Source organism: Anaerovibrio lipolyticus (assembly GCF_021531495.1).
GTDB lineage: Bacteria > Bacillota > Negativicutes > Selenomonadales > Selenomonadaceae > Anaerovibrio.
Genome location: NZ_JADYTY010000036.1, coordinates 1 through 19,214 on the forward strand (window position 1 = coordinate 1; position 19,214 = coordinate 19,214).

Below are 19,214 nucleotides of genomic sequence, written 5' to 3' on the forward strand. Positions count from 1 at the left end.
TGCATTGTTTAGTTTTCAAGGAACACTGCTTTCTCACTAGCTTTTTGTAAGCTCTCTGTGTGAGTCAGCTTGTATATAATATCTCATTCAGTTCCTTTTGTCAAGAACTTTTGAAATATTTTTTATCGCTTCCTTCAAAGCAATCTCGGCAAGCTATCCGCTCCAAGACTTTGCTTTGCTGTATCTCAGCGACAACGATGTATATATTACAACAAATCTGCACCCCTGTCAACACTTTTATGAAATTTTATTCACATATTCTTAATTCTGCAAAAAATAACAGGCCACAGTATAGAAAATCCTACACTGCAACCTGCAAAATCTACATTTTATTCGTCCAAATCCTTGCTATAAGCCAAGGCCATATTTTTACCATGTCGCTTGGCCTTGTACAAAGCCTTATCTGCCAAATCCGCCAACTCAGCCACATCACGGCCATAATCAGGATACAATACATAGCCCAAGGATACTGTAACATTAATCGTTGGACACTCTTCCTTGCATTGGGAACCAACAAAATTCACAAAATCCTGCATCATCTGGTCCACATATTCATGGTTCGCATTATAGCACATGAGAATAAATTCATCACCACCAATACGTCCCAGCACCGCATCCTTGCCAAAATATTTTCGCATAGATTTCGCTACACGAATAAGCAAGCTATCTCCAGCTGCATGGCCCAAAGTATCATTAACACTTTTGAAATTATCCAGATCCATATAAACCACAGCATTAGGCATTTCTGGATATTTCTGTATATACTCCGCCATCATATCAAGACTATGCTTTCTGTTATATAATCCAGTCAAAGCATCAGTGGCCGCCATTTGCTCCAGCATGATTTCCCGTTTCTTCACAGAATCAATATCATAAACCAAAGCATACATCCACTTGTCCGTAAATTCATCCAAACTAAAGGTATTAATCGTAACCTTGAACCAATTTTCCCGTCCCTTATATTTACGACGGTACTCTATAGAAACATTCTCATCCTCTGGCAAATTGCGAATAGTTTCCAAAGAGAAAAAGTCCAAAAACCTTTGTCTGTCCTCCTTTACTACCCTTTCATTGGCAATTTCCCGAATCGCTTGATCATAGTAGGCAGCAAAAATTCTGGTCTCCTCCATCCATTTTTCCAAGCTATTATCTGCCACGAAGAAATTCTTGTCCACGTTGACAGTAATATCATAAACAGAATCCCTAATAAGATTGCCCACCAAATAGTTGTTGTGCTGCTGCTGCTGCTCATTAACCTTTTGATCCGTAATATTTCTCCAGGTGCCCATAGCATATTCTGGAATACCATCAGCATTTCTCACCGTCTGAGCCGTAAAGGATACCCAGATTAGTTCCTGTTCACCACCTTTAAAGGCCACCTCTTCGCAAACCTCTCCCTCAGTTTTCTGAGATAATAGTTTATTGACAAAATCCATGAAGCCATCTCTATATTGCCCCACAAAATCCACAGAATAAATAAATCCCTGGGGAAAATCCTTTATAAAAGCATAGGAATCATTCATAAATTCTGCATTTTGCAACGGTTTTTCTAGAACATCCGTATTAAAAAAAGTAGCCGTTCCCTGATTCATATCCCAATACCAGCAATTAACCTTGCTTTGGCATAATGCCTCAGTAAATAAAGCATCCTTTATCTGAGTTTCCAAATCATAGTCCAAACGCACCAGATATTTTATTTCTTCTACGTTTTTGTCTATACAAAAAATATGCGCCTTGCAATACAGTACTGTTCCATCTTTTTTCTTAAGCTCTGTATCCAGCATAATCTGATTCCAGGGCTTTTCTCCGGCTTTGGTCAAAGCATTCAAAAACGGTCTTCTTCCTCCTGTAGGCAAAATGCGTTCTACATACATCCCATGCTGCCAATCGTAATCATGCCAGTCAAAGAGGTCTTCAAAGGCTGTATTAGCAGATTCCACCTTGATATCATCATTCTTTTGTGTAAGATAAATAAGCGGACCAAAAACCTGATCCAATTTTGTTTCTGACTGAATATGATTGTTAATCAGCCAGGAAAGTATGCCTTTTTCCATATTTCATACCTGCCATCATAAGTTTTCTCCCAATAATACTTCTCTATATCTCCGCTCATAAAAGATATATTCCTATACTAGTCCTCTATCCCTATTGTTATTTTACCATAGATTATATAAAGCAGGCTATAATTATTTGCATTTTTTACACTTTATTTGTGATTATGGAGTTTTTTGCTTATTTTTTACGAAAACTGCAAAAAATAAGGACTAGAATAAATCAGAAAAGAATCTGTTATTCTAAGTCCTTATTAATAATTCTTCTATACTATCACCAATACACCTTGCGTAAAGCAGACAGTTTGATTTTTACTGACTAATAGCTCTTCTTACCACATCATAATCAGAATCGTTGGCCTGAACAAAGCCATCAATATGGGCAGCCTCCATAGCGATACCACACTCGCTATTGCCAGTACGAACTCCCTCAAAGCCCTTGGTAAGCATTTCAACTACATCCTTTGGCAAAGTAGGTGCTGCGGCAATTGCATCCTTTGGAATAGGATCTGTCATAAAGATGATATCCAAATTAGCCACTGCTTTCTGGCCAGCATCGTCAAAGGCCTCAGAATAGGTTGCGCCAGCCTGAACCTCACCGCTGATAACCGCATCAATAACCTTGTTATGGCTGCCTAGAAAGCTGGTGCTGCTAAAGAAATGCTCTGGATTCTTGCCATTTTCCAGCAGCGCTGCCCTAGGATATACATAACCAGAAGCTGATTCCTTATCAACAAAGGCAAAGCTCTTGCCCTGCAAATCATTAATGCTCTTAATACCGCTACCCTTTTTGGCAATAATATAGCCTGTATAGGAGGTATTATTGTTTGCCTTTGGTGTTACCAATGGCTGTAAATTAGTATCCTTCTTGGCAGAAACATATGCAGCAGGAGAGAACCAGCCAATATCAGCCGTACCGTTTTTCAACGCTCTGCCCAAAGCATCATAATCATTTACAATAATGGTTCTGGCCTTGTAGCCAGCATCCTTGGCCACCTTGGTCAAAATAGGCATATAGGTCTTTCTAATAATGTCCGGAGCTGTAAATGGATTTACCGCAAAAATCAGCTCATTTGACTTCTTGAAGGCTACTGCAGCCTCCTGCAGTCTATCTGCTACAGACAGCAAGGAGCTGGCATAATTATTAAGCCCATCCATGTTGTTAATCTGATGGACAACACTATCATTGGTTTCCCTGGTATGAGCCGCAATATCCACAGTGGCCTGACCAATATTCTCAATAACCTTGGCCATTTCACCAGTGGTATCCCGCTGTTTGGTAGACATATTGCTGAGATTGTCTACCACATTTTCAATGGTGTGAATATTCTTCACCATCTCAGACATAGCATTGGCAGATTCTCCAGCCATAGTTTCTACAGACTGGAGTCTGTCACTGCCCTCTCGCATACTCTTAGTTACGCCAGCGGTAGTGCCAGTAATTTCGTTAACAATTGCCTCTATTTCCTTGGTAGTTTCCTCACTTTCAGCAGCCAGCTTGCGAACCTCCTCGGCTACTACAGCAAAGCCCTTGCCATGCTCTCCAGCCCGTGCAGCCTCAATGGCAGCATTCAGGGCCAACAGATTGGTCTGGCTGGCAATACCACGAATTTTCTCTACAAAATTAACAATCTTCTCAGAAGCATTATTCAATTCATCAATATCATTTACAGCTGCCTGTACCACCTGTCCTACATTCTTAATAGCCAAAGTAACCTCATTTACCTCGCGCTGATATTTTTCTACCAAAGAGGTAGAGGAATGGCACTGATCCATACTGGATTGAGCAGTTTCAGAAATATCGTTGGCTACGCCGGCAATTTCCATAACACCAGCGGAAGCTTCCTCCAGACTGCTGGCATTATTCTCAGATTTGGAGCTAATATCGTTGGACAAATCCCCCAGCTTCTTAAAAGCAACCTCGAACTGGTTAATTCCCCATACAACCTGCTGGGAAGCAAACGCCATTTCCTCAGACAAGCCCAACAAATCCATATCAGAATGCTGTACCTTGGCAGGCTGTGGTGCTACTGGCACTGGAGCCTTCTGGACAGCAGGCTTCAAAACTGGCTTCATGGTAGGAATATCCTCTTCCTCCGCCACAATTTTGCTAATGCCTACAGCACCCAATACAGCTGCTACCACTACAGCCAACAGGGCGCCACCAAATACCCCCATACCAGAAGCTGCCAAAGCACCTGCAATACACCCAATGGCTGTACACAGTACATGACATAAAATTAACTTACCTTTCATAATCAATACCCCCGCCTTTTTTAAACAAATTGCATCCCTACAAATACAACCAAGCCTATTGAAGCACCTACAATGGAGCCATTCATCCGAATCCACAACAAATCCGGCTCTGCCTTGTCATACACCAGACGATTTATTTGCTGATCCGTCATAGTTCCCAGCACATCATTGGTAATACTCCCCAATAAATCCTGAGCCTGTAAGGCTCCCCTCGCAGCCATTTGATAAATCAAACTATTTAATTCTTCCTGCAAGGTTTTATTGTTAGAAAGCAATGCTTCTGCTCTTTCCAACAACTCCTCTATTAACTGTACCAAATTTTTCTCAATAAAAGCATTCATTTGGCCATTCTGATTTAACAAACGCTCACAAACATCCCATATCTTTGCGTTATTTAACAAGACATCATTTAATTCCTGCTTAATAAGCAAATTTTTTTCATAAAAATCAAAAATTTTTCCCAAAGATTCTTGAACCTGGGCGTACTCTGCTGTATTTTCCTGCTGAACCCTTTCCATAAGCAAAATAGTTTTCTTCTGAATCAGTTCAGCAGCCTCATCCACATTAATAATATTGGCAGACTGGGCAAAGCCAGCCATCATTATAGCCATAGGTCCTTGCAGCTTGGAATCAACATATTCCTCCAAACCATTTTTTACTCGTTGGTAAAATTCCGGATTTTTGGCAAAATCATAAAACCCTCTGATAGCGTAATCTGAAATAGGTCTCAGGCTTTCAGCCTTGAACTCAAAAGCTGAACTTCTACTCAGTGCTCCATCAGGCAGCCTGTCATGCTTGCTCAGCCACAATGGCAGCCTGGTTAACAGCCAGCCAGATAACATTTGCTTGGTCTGGGCTCTTCCCAGCCATGCCACCACCATATTGGCAAAATCAATTCGCCTTATCTTTTTTATCAGGCTTTTTCTACCAAAGAACTCCTGCTGCAGCATTCGGCCTGTAGCCTCAATAAATGACTGCCGGCGTCTTGGCAAAATCGCTGTATGCCAAGGAAATCCCAAGGGCTTTTCAAAAAGAGCTGTCACTGCAAACCAATCAGCAATACCACCTACCAAAGCCGCCTCGGCACAGAACAAAAAGCCTTTAGCATATACATTATCCTTATACTGAATGTTTAGACACAATGCAAAGCAAAAGATAGCTGCTGCTGCCAACAGAGTTTTATCAGCCTTATTCCAATTTTTCCACATCATGGCCACAACACCTGCCCTGCTAAATATACAATTGTATAAAGCCCCATGCCCACTAAAGAGCCTATCACAGAACCATTTATACGAATCATTTGCAAATCATCTGCAACCTTGGCCTCAGTAAACTCCACCAGCTCCTTATCTGATAGCTGGCCAAGCCTTTCTTCAATCATATGAGTAATAATATCATGATGCTTCCCCAGCTCATCAGCCAGCCATTTTTTTAGCCAGCTATCTGCCTGTTGCTGCCTAGCAGTATTTACCAAAAATTGCTGTAAATATCCCTCTGCCCAAGCCACCAGCTGACGGGATAAGGCTCCCTTAGACAAAAGACTTTCTAATACATCCTGCAGAATGGTTTGTAATCTTTCCTCTGTCAGCTTTTCAGCCATCATCTGAGCTAATAGCTGAACCACATTATCCTTTTGAGATAGCTGTTTTAGCTTATCTGACAGCCAAGCAACAGCCTGCGCCTCTCTAGCTGGATTTTGTGACAGCTCTGACAGCCAGTGAGCTATTTTATCTGATAGCTGATCTGCCAGCTTATTGCCTGACAAGCCCAAGAGGCCTATAACAAAGGCTCTGCTGGTAGCAGCATTTCCATATTCTGTCAGCAGCTCCTCCATATATTCTGCCAACAGCTGCTTTAGCTTCTGATCCTTCAACAACTGCTCCAGGCCTTCTGCCAACACATACAACAACCGTTTAGACTGCTCCTCATGAGACAGTCCTGCCAGCATTTCCCCTGCCATAGACTCCAGCAGATCATCTGTAAGCATATTCTTCATATGAGGAGCCATAAGCTTCGCCATAGCCTCCGCAGAAAGTTCCTGCTCCATTTGTACAGCTATCTTCTCTACATGTGGCATCAGCTTTTCCTGACCGTACTTTCTAACAAAAATTGTTAAAAATTCACCTAAGTCCTGCTGATTGACAAATTTCATGATATTTTCCGTAGCCAGCAAATCATTGGCAGCAAAATCTACCACCGCCTGCATAATACGCTGGCGATTACGGATAATAATCTCAGTTCTATAGGAAATTCCCAAAGGCTTTCTAAACAGAGCTGTTATGGCAAACCAATCAGCCAAGCCACCGATGGTGGCTGCCAAAAAGCCATTATGCACCATTCCGCCCAGAAAGCCTGTCTGAGCCAGACCAGTTGTACCAGCAGCTCCTGCAATACTTACCGCCAGTGCCGCTGTAGCTTTATATTTTTTCTTCATAAATTATACAATCACGCTTTCTTTAGGTCAGCATTCTGCATATTAGGATTTTTCTCCTTGGCCACAGACAGCATCAGCTTCAAACGATTCAGCTGATTTACCTCGCTGGCACCAGCATCACAGTCTATAGCTAATATATTGGCCTCTTTGTAATGTTTTCGCAAGCTATGAATAACACCCTTGCCAGTAATATGGTTGGGCAGACAGCCAAAAGGCTGCAAACATACCACATTAGGCACTCCATGACGAATCAGCTTCACCATTTCTCCTGTAAGGAACCAGCCCTCACCAGCCATATTGCCCAGAGAAACATGCTCCTTAGCCAAGGCTGCAATCTCCCCGATAGTATGAGGTGGCAAATAACGTTTGCTGTGCTTCATAGCCTTCCTAACAGGACGGCGGTAGAACTCCATCAGCTGGATAAACATCTGAGCAATCAGCTTGCTTTTCAGCTTGCCATCTAAAAGCTCCCTTTTCACCACAGCATCATAGGCTGAATACATAAAGAAGTCCACGAAGTCAGGCATAATCACCTCGGCCCCTTCCTCCATAAGTACCTTCTCAATATTATTATTAGCTACAGGATGATATTTAGCCAGAATTTCTCCCACAATACCAACCTTTGGCTTCCACATATTTTCATCAATAGGTATGGCCTCAAAATCCTGCACTATTGCCTGAATATTTTGGGAGAATCGCCGATAGCTAGTCTTTTCCCTAGACAATTCTTCCTTGCACTTTGCCATCCAACGATCATAAACCTGTTGAGTTTCACCCTTGTTTAGCTCATAAGGCATGGTGCGGTTCTTCACATTCATAAGAACATCACCATATACAGCTGCCTTAATAGCCTCTATCAAGCTTTCCCTGGTAAAGCTAAAGGCGTCTGTTTCCAAGCCCCAGCAAGCAAATACCGGCACCTGAGGATAACCTGCATCCTTTAAGGCCATGCGCAAAACATTCATGTAATTGGTAGCACGACAGGCCCCGCAGGTCTGAAACAGCATAATGGATGTATTATCTGGATCACACATACCGCTTTTCAGGGCATTCAACAACTGGCCAATAACCACAATAGCAGGATAGCACATATCGTTATGCACATACCGCAAGCCTACATCTACAGCAGATCTAGGCATTGGAGGAATCACCACATTATAGCCATATTTTTGCAGCACCGGTCCAAATAGCTCAAAATGAATTGGAGCCATCTGAGGAGCCAAAATAGTGTGACGACGTCTACACTCCTCTGTAAAATGAGGTCTATCTGGTATCTCCAGTGTCTGGTACTGCACCGGCTTACGACGAGCCAATGCGGCAATCAAGGAACGAAGTCTGATACGAGCCGCTCCCAAATTACTTACATCATCCAGCTTTATCATGGTATAAATCCGCTGGTGATCCTCCAAAATGGATTTTACCTGACCTGTGGTAATAGCATCCAGGCCACAACCAAAGGAGCTAAACTGTATCATGGTTACATTGTTATGCTCTGCCACAAAATTAGCTGCATGATACAATCTGGCATGATAGCTCCACTGGTTGACAATCTTTAGTGGCTCTGATTGCACAGGCATATGATATACTGCATCCTCAGAAATAATAGGCAAATCATAGGACTGAATCATCTCTGGAATACCGTGGTTAATCTCCGGATCCATATGATATGGACGGCCAGCCAGCAGGATAACATGACGCCCCTGAGCCTTCGCCTCCTGGAGAATTTCCTGTCCCTTGTGGCGAACTTCCTGACGATAGCTCTCTATCTCCTGATAGCCTGCCTCACAGGCTGCCTCAATATCCTTTTTGCTGATGCCCTCTCTTTTGCCCAGCTCCTCGTACAATCTCTTAACCATGCGCTTAGGGCTGTGTATAGGTAGGAAAGGCTGGATAAAATCAATATTTTCCTCAGCCAGAATATCCATATTGCCCCGAATATTCTCCGCATAGGAGGCCACTACTGGACAGTTAAAATGATTGGCAGATGCATTGGCCTCGTCCTCCATATTGTAAGGCAGACAAGGATAAAAAATCTTTTTGATTCCCTTTTCCACCAAATCCATAATATGGCCATGAGCCAGCTTGGCAGGATAGCAAAGAGAATCAGAAGGCACTGTAGCCATACCCTTATAATACATTTGGGCAGAGGATTCCCCTGAAAGCACTACCTCATAGCCCAGCTTGGTAAGAACTGTAAACCAGAATGGATAGTCCTCATACATATTCAGCACCCGTGGCAAACCTATTTTGCCTCTAGGGGCATTAGCTAATGGCTGATAGTGATTAAATAATCTATCATATTTAAATTTATAAATGTTCTGTACTGTAGCCCTTTTTTTCTGCTGACCAGCTCCTCGTTCACAGCGATTGCCAGTAAAATACCTGCCTCCATCAGGGAAATTCTGAACTGTTACCTGACAGGCATTACCACAGCCATGACAGCGGAAAGATTTGGTTGTAACCTTAAAGCTCTCCAGCTCATGAGCCGGCAGAATAGAGGATTTTTTCTGACCAGATTCCAAAGCCAGAATAGCGGCACCATAGGCCCCCATCAAACCAGCAATATCCGGACGAATAACATTTTTGTGCAGCAGCAGCTCCATAGAACGCAGTACCGCATCATTGTAGAAGGTACCACCCTGTACCACAATATTGGCCCCTAGAGTAGAAACATCCTTTAGCTGCATTACCTTAAACAGGGCATTTTTGATAACAGACAAGGCAATACCAGCAGAAATATCTCCTACATCAGCTCCGTCCTTCTGAGCCTGCTTTACCTTGGAATTCATAAATACCGTACATCTAGTTCCCAAATCAACAGGGGCCTGAGATGTTAGAGCCTTGGCCGCAAATTCCCCTGCAGTCATATTCAAGCTCTGGGCAAAATTCTCAATAAAGGAGCCGCAGCCTGCCGAGCAAGCCTCGTTAAGAATAATACTGCCAATGCTTCCTTTATGCACATAGAAGCATTTCATATCCTGTCCGCCAATATCCAGCACAAAGGATACATCTGGACAGAATTCCTGGGCAGCCCGCAAATGAGCAAAGGTTTCTACCTCTCCATCATCGGCATGAAAGGCAGCCTTTACAATAGCCTCACCATAGCCTGTAGTAAATACCGAAGCGATATAGGTATCCTTATTCATGGCCTTGTAAAGCTCCTTTAACTCCCCAATAACGGTCTGGAGAGGAGAGCCATGATTACTGCCATAGGATGTATATAATAGCTCCTTATTAGAGCCAATAACAGCCAGCTTGGCTGTAGTAGAGCCAGCATCTATTCCTACATAAACAGGACCATGATATTCTGACAACTGAGCCTGGGGTACCTTGTCCTTGTCATGACGAGCTTTAAACTCTGCATAGGCCTCCTGATTTTCAAACAACACAAAACCTGCCTCCCGCTTCTGGGATGCAATTTCCTGTTCGGTTTTGGCTATGCTGGTATGAATCTGCTCCATAGTAACCGGCTTGGCTTCCTCACCTAGAGCTGCGCCAACGGCTACAAAATAATTACCATCCTGAACCTCAACAATATGTTCCTTGTCCAGCTTCAGGGTTTCAATAAAGCGTTTCTTTAGCTCTGGCAGAAAATGAAGCGGCCCGCCCAAAAAAGCTACATGTCCATCAATAGGGCGCCCCTGAGCCAGATTGCTGATGGTCTGATTAACCACCGCCTGAAAAATTGACAAGGCAATATCTGCCTTGGAGGCACCATCATTCATTAAAGCCTGAATATCTGTCTTGGCAAAAACACCACAGCGGGAGGCAATGGTATATATCTCTTTACCCTTGGCTGCTAAGGCATTCAAGCCGGGAGCATCTGTAGACAGCAGAGAAGCCATCTGGTCAATAAAGGAGCCTGTACCACCAGCACAAACACCATTCATTCTCTGCTCAGGTGCCTCACCAAAATAAGTTACCTTAGCATCCTCGCCACCTAGTTCCACCACAGTATCTGTATGAGGAATCAATTCCTTTACAGCCGTAGCGCAGGCAATTACCTCCTGTACAAAAGGCAAACCAATACGCTCTGCAATACCCATGCCAGCAGAACCAGTCATAGCCAGAGAAAAACTCTTTTCCTTGACAACATTTTCCAATGCTGCCAGATTTTCCTTCAACACAGCGTTGATTTCCGAAAAATGACGAGCATATTTTTTGTAAATAAGCTCACGTTCCTTGTTAAGAACTACTACTTTAATCGTGGTTGAACCGACGTCGATTCCCACACGCAAAAGAGAATTCAAAATTGTCACCACCTGAGAAAACTTATCAAAACTGCCTGGAAAGAATGATTTTCACCTGCTTCTTCCCTGACAGATATTATGTAAAAATGCAGCTTTAGTCTAAAATCTATGCATGACATTTATACATCTAAAGCAACACATACTCTATTATATTATAATAAATAAGTAAGAAAAAAACAAGAAAATAGACCGCTACTTATTTTCATAGCGGTCTATAACACATATGCATATAAGCTTAATCGATTTTCAAAATTGCCATAAAGGCTTCCTGTGGCACATCTACCCGGCCTACAGATTTCATGCGCTTCTTGCCTTCCTTCTGCTTCTCCAGCAGCTTGCGTTTACGGGAAATATCACCGCCATAGCATTTGGCCAATACATCCTTACGCATAGCCCGCACATTTTCTCTGGCAATAATCTTGTTGCCAATGGCAGCCTGAATTGGAATCTCAAACATCTGCTGTGGAATAATCTCCTTCAGTTTGGCTGCCAGTTGACGACCTCTGGAGGCAGCATTATCCACATGAACAATGGTGGATAGTGCATCCACTGGCTCTCCATTCAACAAAATATCCAGTTTTACCAGCTTGGCCTGCTGATAATCTGCCAGCTCATAATCCAAGGAAGCATAGCCTCGGGTGGAGGATTTCAGCTTATCAAAATAATCGTAGATAATCTCACTAAGAGGAATATGGTAAACAATCATAACTCTGTTTACATCCAAATAGTCCATACCCTTGAAATCTCCCCGCTTAGCCTGGGAAATTTCCATAACCGCCCCGACGAAATCATTAGGAACGATAACTGTAGCCTTTACATAAGGCTCCTCAATAAAATCAATGGTAGTTGGATCTGGTAAATCAGATGGGTTATCCACCTTTACCATTTCCCCATCAGTTTTGTGCACATGATAGATAACACTAGGTGCAGTAGTAATCAGCTTTAGATTGTACTCTCGCTCCAAACGCTCCTGGATAACATCCATATGTAAAAGTCCCAAGAAGCCGCAACGATAACCAAAGCCTAAAGCAATAGAGGTTTCTGGCTCAAAAACCAAAGCCGCATCATTCAGCTGCAGCTTCTCCAAAGCATCCTTTAGATTATCATAATCTGCACTATCCACAGGATAAAGACCGCAATAAACCATAGGGGTAACTCCACGGTAGCCAGGCAATGGTTCCTTAGCCGGGTTCATAGCATTGGTAACAGTATCACCTACTCGAACATCTGCCACCTGCTTCAAGGATCCCGCCAAATAGCCTACAGAGCCTGGTCCTAGAGCCTCCAGTTCCATAGGAGCCGGACGAAAGCAGCCAATTTCCGTAGCCTCAAAGGTTTTACCAGTAGCCATCAGCTTCAGCTGACTACCCTTTTTAATCTCGCCATCCATAACGCGGATATGAGCAATTGCTCCCTTGTAGGAATCAAAATAAGAATCAAAAATAAGAGCCTGCAACGGCTTGCTGCTATCTCCCTCTGGCGCAGGGATTTTTTCTACAATAGCATCCAGAATTTCCTCGATGCCCTGACCAGTCTTAGCAGAAGCCAAAATAGCCTCAGAGGCATCCAAACCAATAACATCCTCTATTTCCTGCTTTACTCGCTCTGGATCTGCACTAGGCAAATCTATTTTGTTTATAACAGGTATAATTTCCAAATCATGCTCCAAGGCCATATATACATTGGCCAAGGTCTGAGCCTCCACTCCTTGAGCCGCATCCACGATTAGCAATGCACCCTCACAGGCAGCCAAGCTTCTGGATACCTCATAGGTGAAATCCACATGGCCCGGAGTATCAATCAGGTTCAGGCAATACATCTCTCCATCCTTGCCCCGATAGTCCAAACGAACTGTCTGGGCCTTGATGGTAATGCCTCTTTCCCGTTCCAAATCCATATTGTCCAATACCTGAGCAGACATTTCCCGCTTGGTCAAGGTACCGGTATATTCAATCAATCTATCTGCAATAGTTGATTTGCCGTGATCTATATGGGCAATAATAGAAAAATTACGAATTTTCTTGGTGTCCATCTATATCTTCTTCCTCTCAAACACACTTATAAACCATAATATTATAGCATGGAAGAATATTTTACCGCAACTACTAAAAAAGAAGTTGCATTTTTCCTTGCTTCATGCTAAAATGGACAGGTATTGAAATTTCAAGGGGGTGAATTAATTGCCAAATATTAAATCTTCTATTTTGAGTGTAAAGACTGACGCAAAGCGTCATGCAAAGAATCTGGCTGAGAAGTCCCGTGTTCGCACTGCTTCCCGCAATGTATTGGACGCTGTTGAGGCTGGCAACGCTGATGAAGCAAAAGCCCTCCTTACTGTCGCTTGCAAGACTATCGATCAGGCTGCTGCAAATCATGTATATCACAAGAATGCAGCAAACCGCAAGAAGTCTCGTTTAGCTCGCAAAGTTAACGCTTTAGCTAAATAATTTGCATGAGAAATAAAGACCTGTTCTCTTTTGAGGGCAGGTCTCATTTACTTTTACAATGAAATAAAATCATACAAATCAACCAGTCATAAAAAATAAATATTTATTTTTATGTGTTAATCACTTGATTTTCATAGGACTATTCTTGTATAATTTTTATAGATTTTCATAGGACTATTGTTGTATGTTTTTACATATTTATTCATATAAAAGTTAGGCTTATTTAATTATCGTTGTTCTATTGAATAGGAGGCGTATTTATGAAATTAAGACAACAATTTGCTGTTCTAACAGCAGTGGTAGCCCTGCTTATCGCCATTAGCTGTGGTGTAGGCTACTACATGGCCAGCTCTATGTTAACAGGTAGCATTGAACATCAGTTGACTGCCATTGTTAAGGGAGAAGGAGACAATGTTGACAGCTGGGTTGCCAACAAGGCTGCCATGCTAAACGGTACAGCAGCAGTGCTTTCCAAACAACCAGCAGAAGTAATAGACTCAACAGCCTCTGTCCCTTTCCTAGGTACAGCTTCAGCTGACAAAAATATTTTGGATATTACCAATGGCTTGGAAAGCGGTAATGCCTACAGCTGGTTAGATGGAAACCTTTCCGGCCCGGATTTTGATCCTCGCACCAGAGATTGGTACAAAGATGTAAAATCTGCCCAAAAAGGTATTTATACCAGTGCCTATGTAAATAAAGGCGGTATTACGGACGGCAAAATTGTTGTATCCTATGCTCTGCCACTTATTGATAGTAATGGCAATTTTATCGGTGCTCTCTGTGAGGATATTGATTTAGATATTCTGAAAGAGGTTGTTAAGAATATTAATTATGAAGGACAAGGTTCTGCCCTCATTGTGGATAAAGATGGGCAAATCCTAGCCAGCTCTGGCTCAGAGAAAATCATGAGCAATGTAGCAGACTACGAAGAATTGGCTGTCCATCTTGAAACTGTTGCCAATCAGCCAACAGGCTTCTTTAAAACCCAGATGGATGGTCAGGATGCTGTCTTTGCCTACACTACTTTAGAAAACACCGGCTGGATTGTAGGCTTGTTTGTTCCTAGTGATTATGTATTTGCCACCTTAACCAAGCTGAAGCTGGTATATACAATCATCTTTATTTTCGGCCTGCTCATTACCGGTATTGGAGGTATGGCCTTTGCTAAGAGGATTTCCTCTACTGTAATTCGCCTAAAGGATCACGCCCTTGCCTTGGCAGATGGCAATTTGGCTGTAGCAGATTTGGAGGTTCAGGACAACAATGAATTTGGTGAACTGACTACTTCTTTCAACACTATGAAGGAACATCTTCACAAGCTGATTAAAGACATGAGTTCCGTTTCCCAGCAGGTGGCAGCCTCCTCTCAGGAGCTTACTGCTGGTGCCAACCAGTCTGCCGAAGCCGCTACCAATGTAGCAGAAACCATTACCAATATTGCAGATGGTATGCAGAGACAAACCAGCAATATTGATGCCGCCAAGCAAGAAGTGGACAGCCTCTTTGACGAGATACAGACTATGGGCACCAACACCCAGGATATTGCTAACACTTCTAATGACACCGCTGAAGCAGCCAAGCTAGGCGAAAAGTTAATGACTGAGGCTATGGACAAAATGGAGCATATTGAGAATAGCGTTATGTCCTCTGCCAACACAGTTCGAGTTCTAGGGGAAAACTCCAAGGAAATCAGCATGATTGTAGACACCATTGTTTCCATTGCTGACCAGACCAATCTGTTGTCCCTTAATGCTGCTATTGAGGCAGCTAGAGCTGGCGAAGCCGGCAAGGGCTTTGCCGTAGTAGCCGAGGAAGTTCGGAAGCTGGCAGCTGAATCCCAGTCTGCAGCGGAGCAGATTCAGAGCAAAATATCCTCCATTCAGGCTGATACGGACCATGCTGTAGTGGCTATGGAAAGTGGCACCACTGAGGTACAGCAGGGTACTCAGTCCATCAAGGAGGTAGGCCGTCAATTCGCTGATATTATGAAGCAGGTAAATAATATTAAGGAAAAGATAGATTCCTTCCAAAAAGCTTCTGAGCGAATTACCAATGGAGCTACCAAGATTGTGGGAGCTGTAGATTCCATTGACGAAGTAAGCCGGGAAACTGCCGCACATACCCAGACTATTTCTGCTGCGGCTCAGGAACAATCCGCTTCCTCTGAGGAAATTGCTTCTTCCTCCAATGCTTTGGCCCAAATGGCTGTAGAATTGCAGGATAGCACCAGCAAATTTAAACTTTAATAAAATAGACTGCTTATTGAGATCGGTACAGACACCTCAAATAAGCAGTCTATTTTATTGCTATTTTTTAACCTGCCAGAGTTTGCACCAGCCGCAGGACAAAATCCTGCACCCGTTGCTTGGCCAAGGCCTTGACGGAAATCCGTATCAGATTTCTATCCTGGATAACCTTAAGATAGGATTTTAACCAGCCTGACAGCTCCACCATCCCCTCTGGGCGAATATGAGGGGTAGCTCGGAAATGAATCTCCAGGAACAAAGGAGCTTGAAGGATTTTTTCAACCCCCATATCTCTGGCATAATTGCGAATCCTGGCTACTGTTAACAGATTCTTTACTGGCTGTGGTGGCTTGCCAAAGCGATCTACCAGCTCTCCAGCAATCTCCTCTAACTGCTGATTATTCTGTACGGCAGCAATCCGCTGATAAATTTCAATCTTGTGCATGGCATCCCCGATATAATCATTGTCCAGATATGCCTCTACCTGCAGCTCTATCAAAGGATCTGGAACAACCTCTACCGGCTTGCCAGTTTTTAGCTGCTGCATAGCCTCATCCAAAAGGCGACAATACATTTCAAAACCTACACTGGCAATATGTCCATGCTGCTGAGAGCCTAGCAGATTGCCTGCGCCACGGATTTCCAAATCCCGCATGGCAATTTTGAAGCCTGCTCCCAACTCCGCAAATTCCTTGATAGCCTGCAGACGCTTTTCTGCCACCTCGCTGAGAACCTTATTCTGACGATACAGCAAATAAGCATAGGCTATATGGTTGGAGCGTCCTACCCGTCCCCGCATCTGGTATAACTGAGCCAGGCCAAATCGGTCAGCATCATAGACAATAATGGTATTGGCATTGGCAATATCCAAGCCGCTTTCAATAATACTGGTGGCCAATAGAATATCGTATTTGCCCTCATAGAACTCCACCATAGCCCTTTCCAGCTGAGCCTCTGGCATCTGACCATGTGCCACCTGAATCAGCGCATCTGGCACAATCTCCTCCAGCTTCAATCGCATTTCTTCAATGGATTCTACTCGATTGTAGACAAAATAAACCTGCCCTCCTCGCTTTAGTTCGCGACGAACCGCATTGCGAATAATGGCATTACTGTTTTCCACCACATAGGTCTGTACAGGAAATCTTTCCTGAGGTGGGGAACCAATAATACTCATATCCCTGGCCCCTGCCAAGGACATATGGAGAGTCCGGGGTATTGGGGTAGCACTAAGAGTAAGTACATCAATGCCCAAGGCCATGCTCTTAATTTTTTCCTTTTGCTTTACACCAAAACGCTGCTCCTCATCCACTATCAGCAAACCGAGATTTTTAAACTGTACTTTTTTCTGATTCAGAATAGCGTGGGTACCAATAAGAATATCTACTCGTCCCTCAGCTGTATCCTTCAAGGTGGCCCTTTGCTCCTTGAGACTGCGGAATCTGTTAATGACATCCACATGAGGGCCAAAATTTCTCAGTCGTTCCTCAAAGGTCTGATAATGCTGCTGAGCTAAAACCGTTGTAGGCACCAACACCGCTACCTGTTTGCCGGCCATAACTGCCTTGAAGGCTGCTCGGATAGCTACTTCGGTTTTGCCAAAGCCCACATCACCGCAAAGCAATCTATCCATAGGCTGAGGCTTTTCCATATCTTTTTTGATTTCCCTGATGGCTCTCAGCTGATCCGGAGTTTCCTCAAAGGGAAAGGCATCCTCAAATTCCTGCTGCCATACAGTATCTGGCCCGCAGGCAAACCCCTGGGATTTTTTTCTTTTGGCATAAAGCTGAATCAATTCCTGGGCTATGTCTTCGGCTGCTGCCTTGGCTTTAGCCTTGGTTTTGGCCCAGACAGTGCTGCCCATCTTGTGAAGACGAGGGATCTCCCCCTCTGCGCCGATATATTTTTGCAGCATTCCTACCTGATCCGTAGGCACATATAGCTGATCATCTCCGCCATATTGAATACGCAAATAATCTCGACGAATCCCCTCAATTTCCATAGTTTTCACGCCAAGATATTTGCCAATACCATGCTGGTTGTGAACCACATAGTCTCCCACATTGATTTCCCGGAAATGACTAATGCGTTCCTCACTGCTTACTCGATTTAAGCGTTTTTTCTGACGGCCAAATATATCCTTTTCCGTAATTACTACCAGGTTGGCACCAGATAGTTCAAAGCCATTCAGCAGCGCTCCCTGAACAATATTTACCCGTCCGTTCTTTAGAGGCTCTTCCCCATTTGCTTCCACAGAGGCCAGCCTATTACGAGCCAGCTGCTCTCGCATAGCCTGAGCTTTGGCCTTATCCCCCAGTACCATAAGGATAGAGCGCCCCTCAGCCAGCCAATCTCCTGTTTCCGACAGCAAAATATTCATTTGCTTCTGATAGGAGGTAATACCCTGAATCTGAACACTAATGATTTTATCTGGCTTTATGCCATGCAAATCTGACAAAATCAATGATAACAACAGCATATTACGCCCCTGCAGGTTCTCCACCAGCTCATCCCAAGAAAACATTCTGGTTTTAATATCAGGATTTTCCTTTAACAGCTTGATGCTTTCTTCTCTGGATTTCAAAGGCTCATCTATAATTACCCGTCCATTTTCAGGTAAAAAATCTCCAAAGCAATATTTTTTTTGCTTGTCGGCAACACCGCCAAAAGGCAGTATCTCCACCGCCTCCAGCTGTCCCATAGACCGCTGAGTAGCAATGTTGAACTGCCTAATGGATTCTATTTCGTTATCAAAAAATTCTATACGATAAGGGTGAGGGCTGTTAAGGGGGAAAACATCTACTATGCCGCCTCGAACACTGAAATCTCCAGCCATTTCTACCTGATCATTGCGCTCATAGCCCAGCTTGACCAGCTGCTTCAACAGCTCCTCCCGTTCTAGGACTTCACCTGTATGAAGGCTGAGGCTCAGCTCCCTATATTCTCTGGTGCCTATGCCTTTCTGCATGGCTGCCTCAACAGTGGCCAAAACTATACACTGTTCTCCCTGCAGTAGTCGTCCCAAAACATCCATACGGCGAGCTAAGCGATGTATCCCCTTGGCTGCGGCATTGAATTCTGCCATATCCAGCACCGGCAGCTCCAGTACCTCTATCTCTGGCAGCAAGCAGCCTAAATCGTCCTTCCATTGATTTAGCTCCTGCTGATCACTGACAATAATGGTCAAAGGACCAGCCAAAGAAAAACAAGCTGCTACAGCAGTATGCTTTTGGGTACCTGCCAAGCCATAAGCCAGAGTCCTAGCCTTCTTCGCCCCATATCTATCAGCTATTTCCTTTATAGCCTTATCCTTCAGCATAGCCTTTAATAAAGCCTGCATTCTATCACCATCCATACTTATCCAAAATACACATTATCTATATTGTAAATTCCCCCCTCCAAATTATCAAGCTGAATTATTTTTTACAGGCCTGCTATATACATTATCATTATGAATTCTGATTTGTAGAGCCAACGACTTATTTGCATAATGGCATACATATACTCTTTACTGCGGCATGGCATAT

General features: G+C 43.5%; 9 protein-coding genes. 2 read left to right on the forward strand and 7 right to left on the reverse strand.

Features of this window, described 5'->3' with window-relative positions; all coding sequences use genetic code 11:
* Positions 1–329: 329 nt before the first annotated feature.
* The 6 genes from I6E26_RS09865 to lepA all read right to left on the reverse strand — a co-directional run bounded on the left by I6E26_RS09865 (position 330) and on the right by lepA (position 13,023).
* Positions 330–2,054, reverse strand: coding sequence for a sensor domain-containing diguanylate cyclase (locus I6E26_RS09865; protein ID WP_235321693.1), 1,725 nt, complete (start codon positions 2,052–2,054; stop codon positions 330–332).
* 309 nt (positions 2,055–2,363) lie between these two features.
* Positions 2,364–4,307: a phosphate/phosphite/phosphonate ABC transporter substrate-binding protein gene (phnD, locus tag I6E26_RS09870; protein WP_235321694.1), complete on the reverse strand. Its 1,944-nt coding sequence runs from the start codon at positions 4,305–4,307 to the stop codon at positions 2,364–2,366.
* A gap of 20 nt (positions 4,308–4,327) precedes the next feature.
* Positions 4,328–5,518 carry a DUF445 domain-containing protein gene (locus tag I6E26_RS09875; RefSeq protein ID WP_235321695.1) on the reverse strand — a complete coding sequence of 397 codons (1,191 nt, stop codon included), beginning with the start codon at positions 5,516–5,518 and terminating at the stop codon, positions 4,328–4,330.
* A complete protein-coding gene (locus I6E26_RS09880; protein WP_235321696.1) occupies positions 5,515–6,741 on the reverse strand; it encodes a DUF445 domain-containing protein in 1,227 nt (408 codons plus the stop codon). Before I6E26_RS09880 ends, I6E26_RS09875 begins: the two co-directional genes overlap by 4 nt.
* 11 nt (positions 6,742–6,752) lie before the next feature.
* Complete coding sequence (locus I6E26_RS09885) at positions 6,753–10,991, reverse strand: 2-hydroxyacyl-CoA dehydratase (protein ID WP_235321697.1); 4,239 nt, start codon at positions 10,989–10,991, stop codon at positions 6,753–6,755.
* 235 nt (positions 10,992–11,226) lie between these two features.
* A complete protein-coding gene (gene lepA, locus I6E26_RS09890) occupies positions 11,227–13,023 on the reverse strand; it encodes a translation elongation factor 4 (RefSeq protein WP_235321698.1) in 1,797 nt (598 codons plus the stop codon).
* 148 nt (positions 13,024–13,171) lie between these two features.
* On the opposite strand from lepA, the gene rpsT reads away from it, so the two are divergent.
* Complete coding sequence (gene rpsT, locus I6E26_RS09895) at positions 13,172–13,438, forward strand: 30S ribosomal protein S20 (RefSeq protein ID WP_235321699.1); 267 nt, start codon at positions 13,172–13,174, stop codon at positions 13,436–13,438.
* A 260-nt stretch (positions 13,439–13,698) separates the two neighbouring features.
* Entirely contained in the window at positions 13,699–15,687 is a 1,989-nt protein-coding gene (locus I6E26_RS09900) for a methyl-accepting chemotaxis protein (RefSeq protein ID WP_235321700.1), read from the forward strand.
* Positions 15,688–15,754: 67 nt separating this feature from the next.
* Here I6E26_RS09900 and mfd read toward each other — a convergent pair whose 3' ends face one another.
* Positions 15,755–19,027, reverse strand: a complete 3,273-nt coding sequence (gene mfd / locus I6E26_RS09905) for a transcription-repair coupling factor (RefSeq protein ID WP_235321701.1) — start codon at positions 19,025–19,027, stop codon at positions 15,755–15,757.
* Positions 19,028–19,214 lie beyond the last annotated feature (187 nt).

Excerpts from the sequence above, each read along its gene's own strand:
- I6E26_RS09875 (WP_235321695.1), bottom strand. The coding sequence starts at position 5,518 with ATGATGTGGAAAAATTGGAATAAGGCTGATAAAACTCTGTTGGCAGCA.
- I6E26_RS09900 (WP_235321700.1), top strand. The coding sequence starts at position 13,699 with ATGAAATTAAGACAACAATTTGCTGTTCTAACAGCAGTGGTAGCCCTG.
- lepA (WP_235321698.1), bottom strand. The coding sequence starts at position 13,023 with ATGGACACCAAGAAAATTCGTAATTTTTCTATTATTGCCCATATAGAT.
- phnD (WP_235321694.1), bottom strand. The coding sequence starts at position 4,307 with ATGAAAGGTAAGTTAATTTTATGTCATGTACTGTGTACAGCCATTGGG.
- I6E26_RS09865 (WP_235321693.1), bottom strand. The coding sequence starts at position 2,054 with ATGGAAAAAGGCATACTTTCCTGGCTGATTAACAATCATATTCAGTCA.
- I6E26_RS09880 (WP_235321696.1), bottom strand. The coding sequence starts at position 6,741 with ATGAAGAAAAAATATAAAGCTACAGCGGCACTGGCGGTAAGTATTGCA.
- mfd (WP_235321701.1), bottom strand. The coding sequence starts at position 19,027 with ATGCAGGCTTTATTAAAGGCTATGCTGAAGGATAAGGCTATAAAGGAA.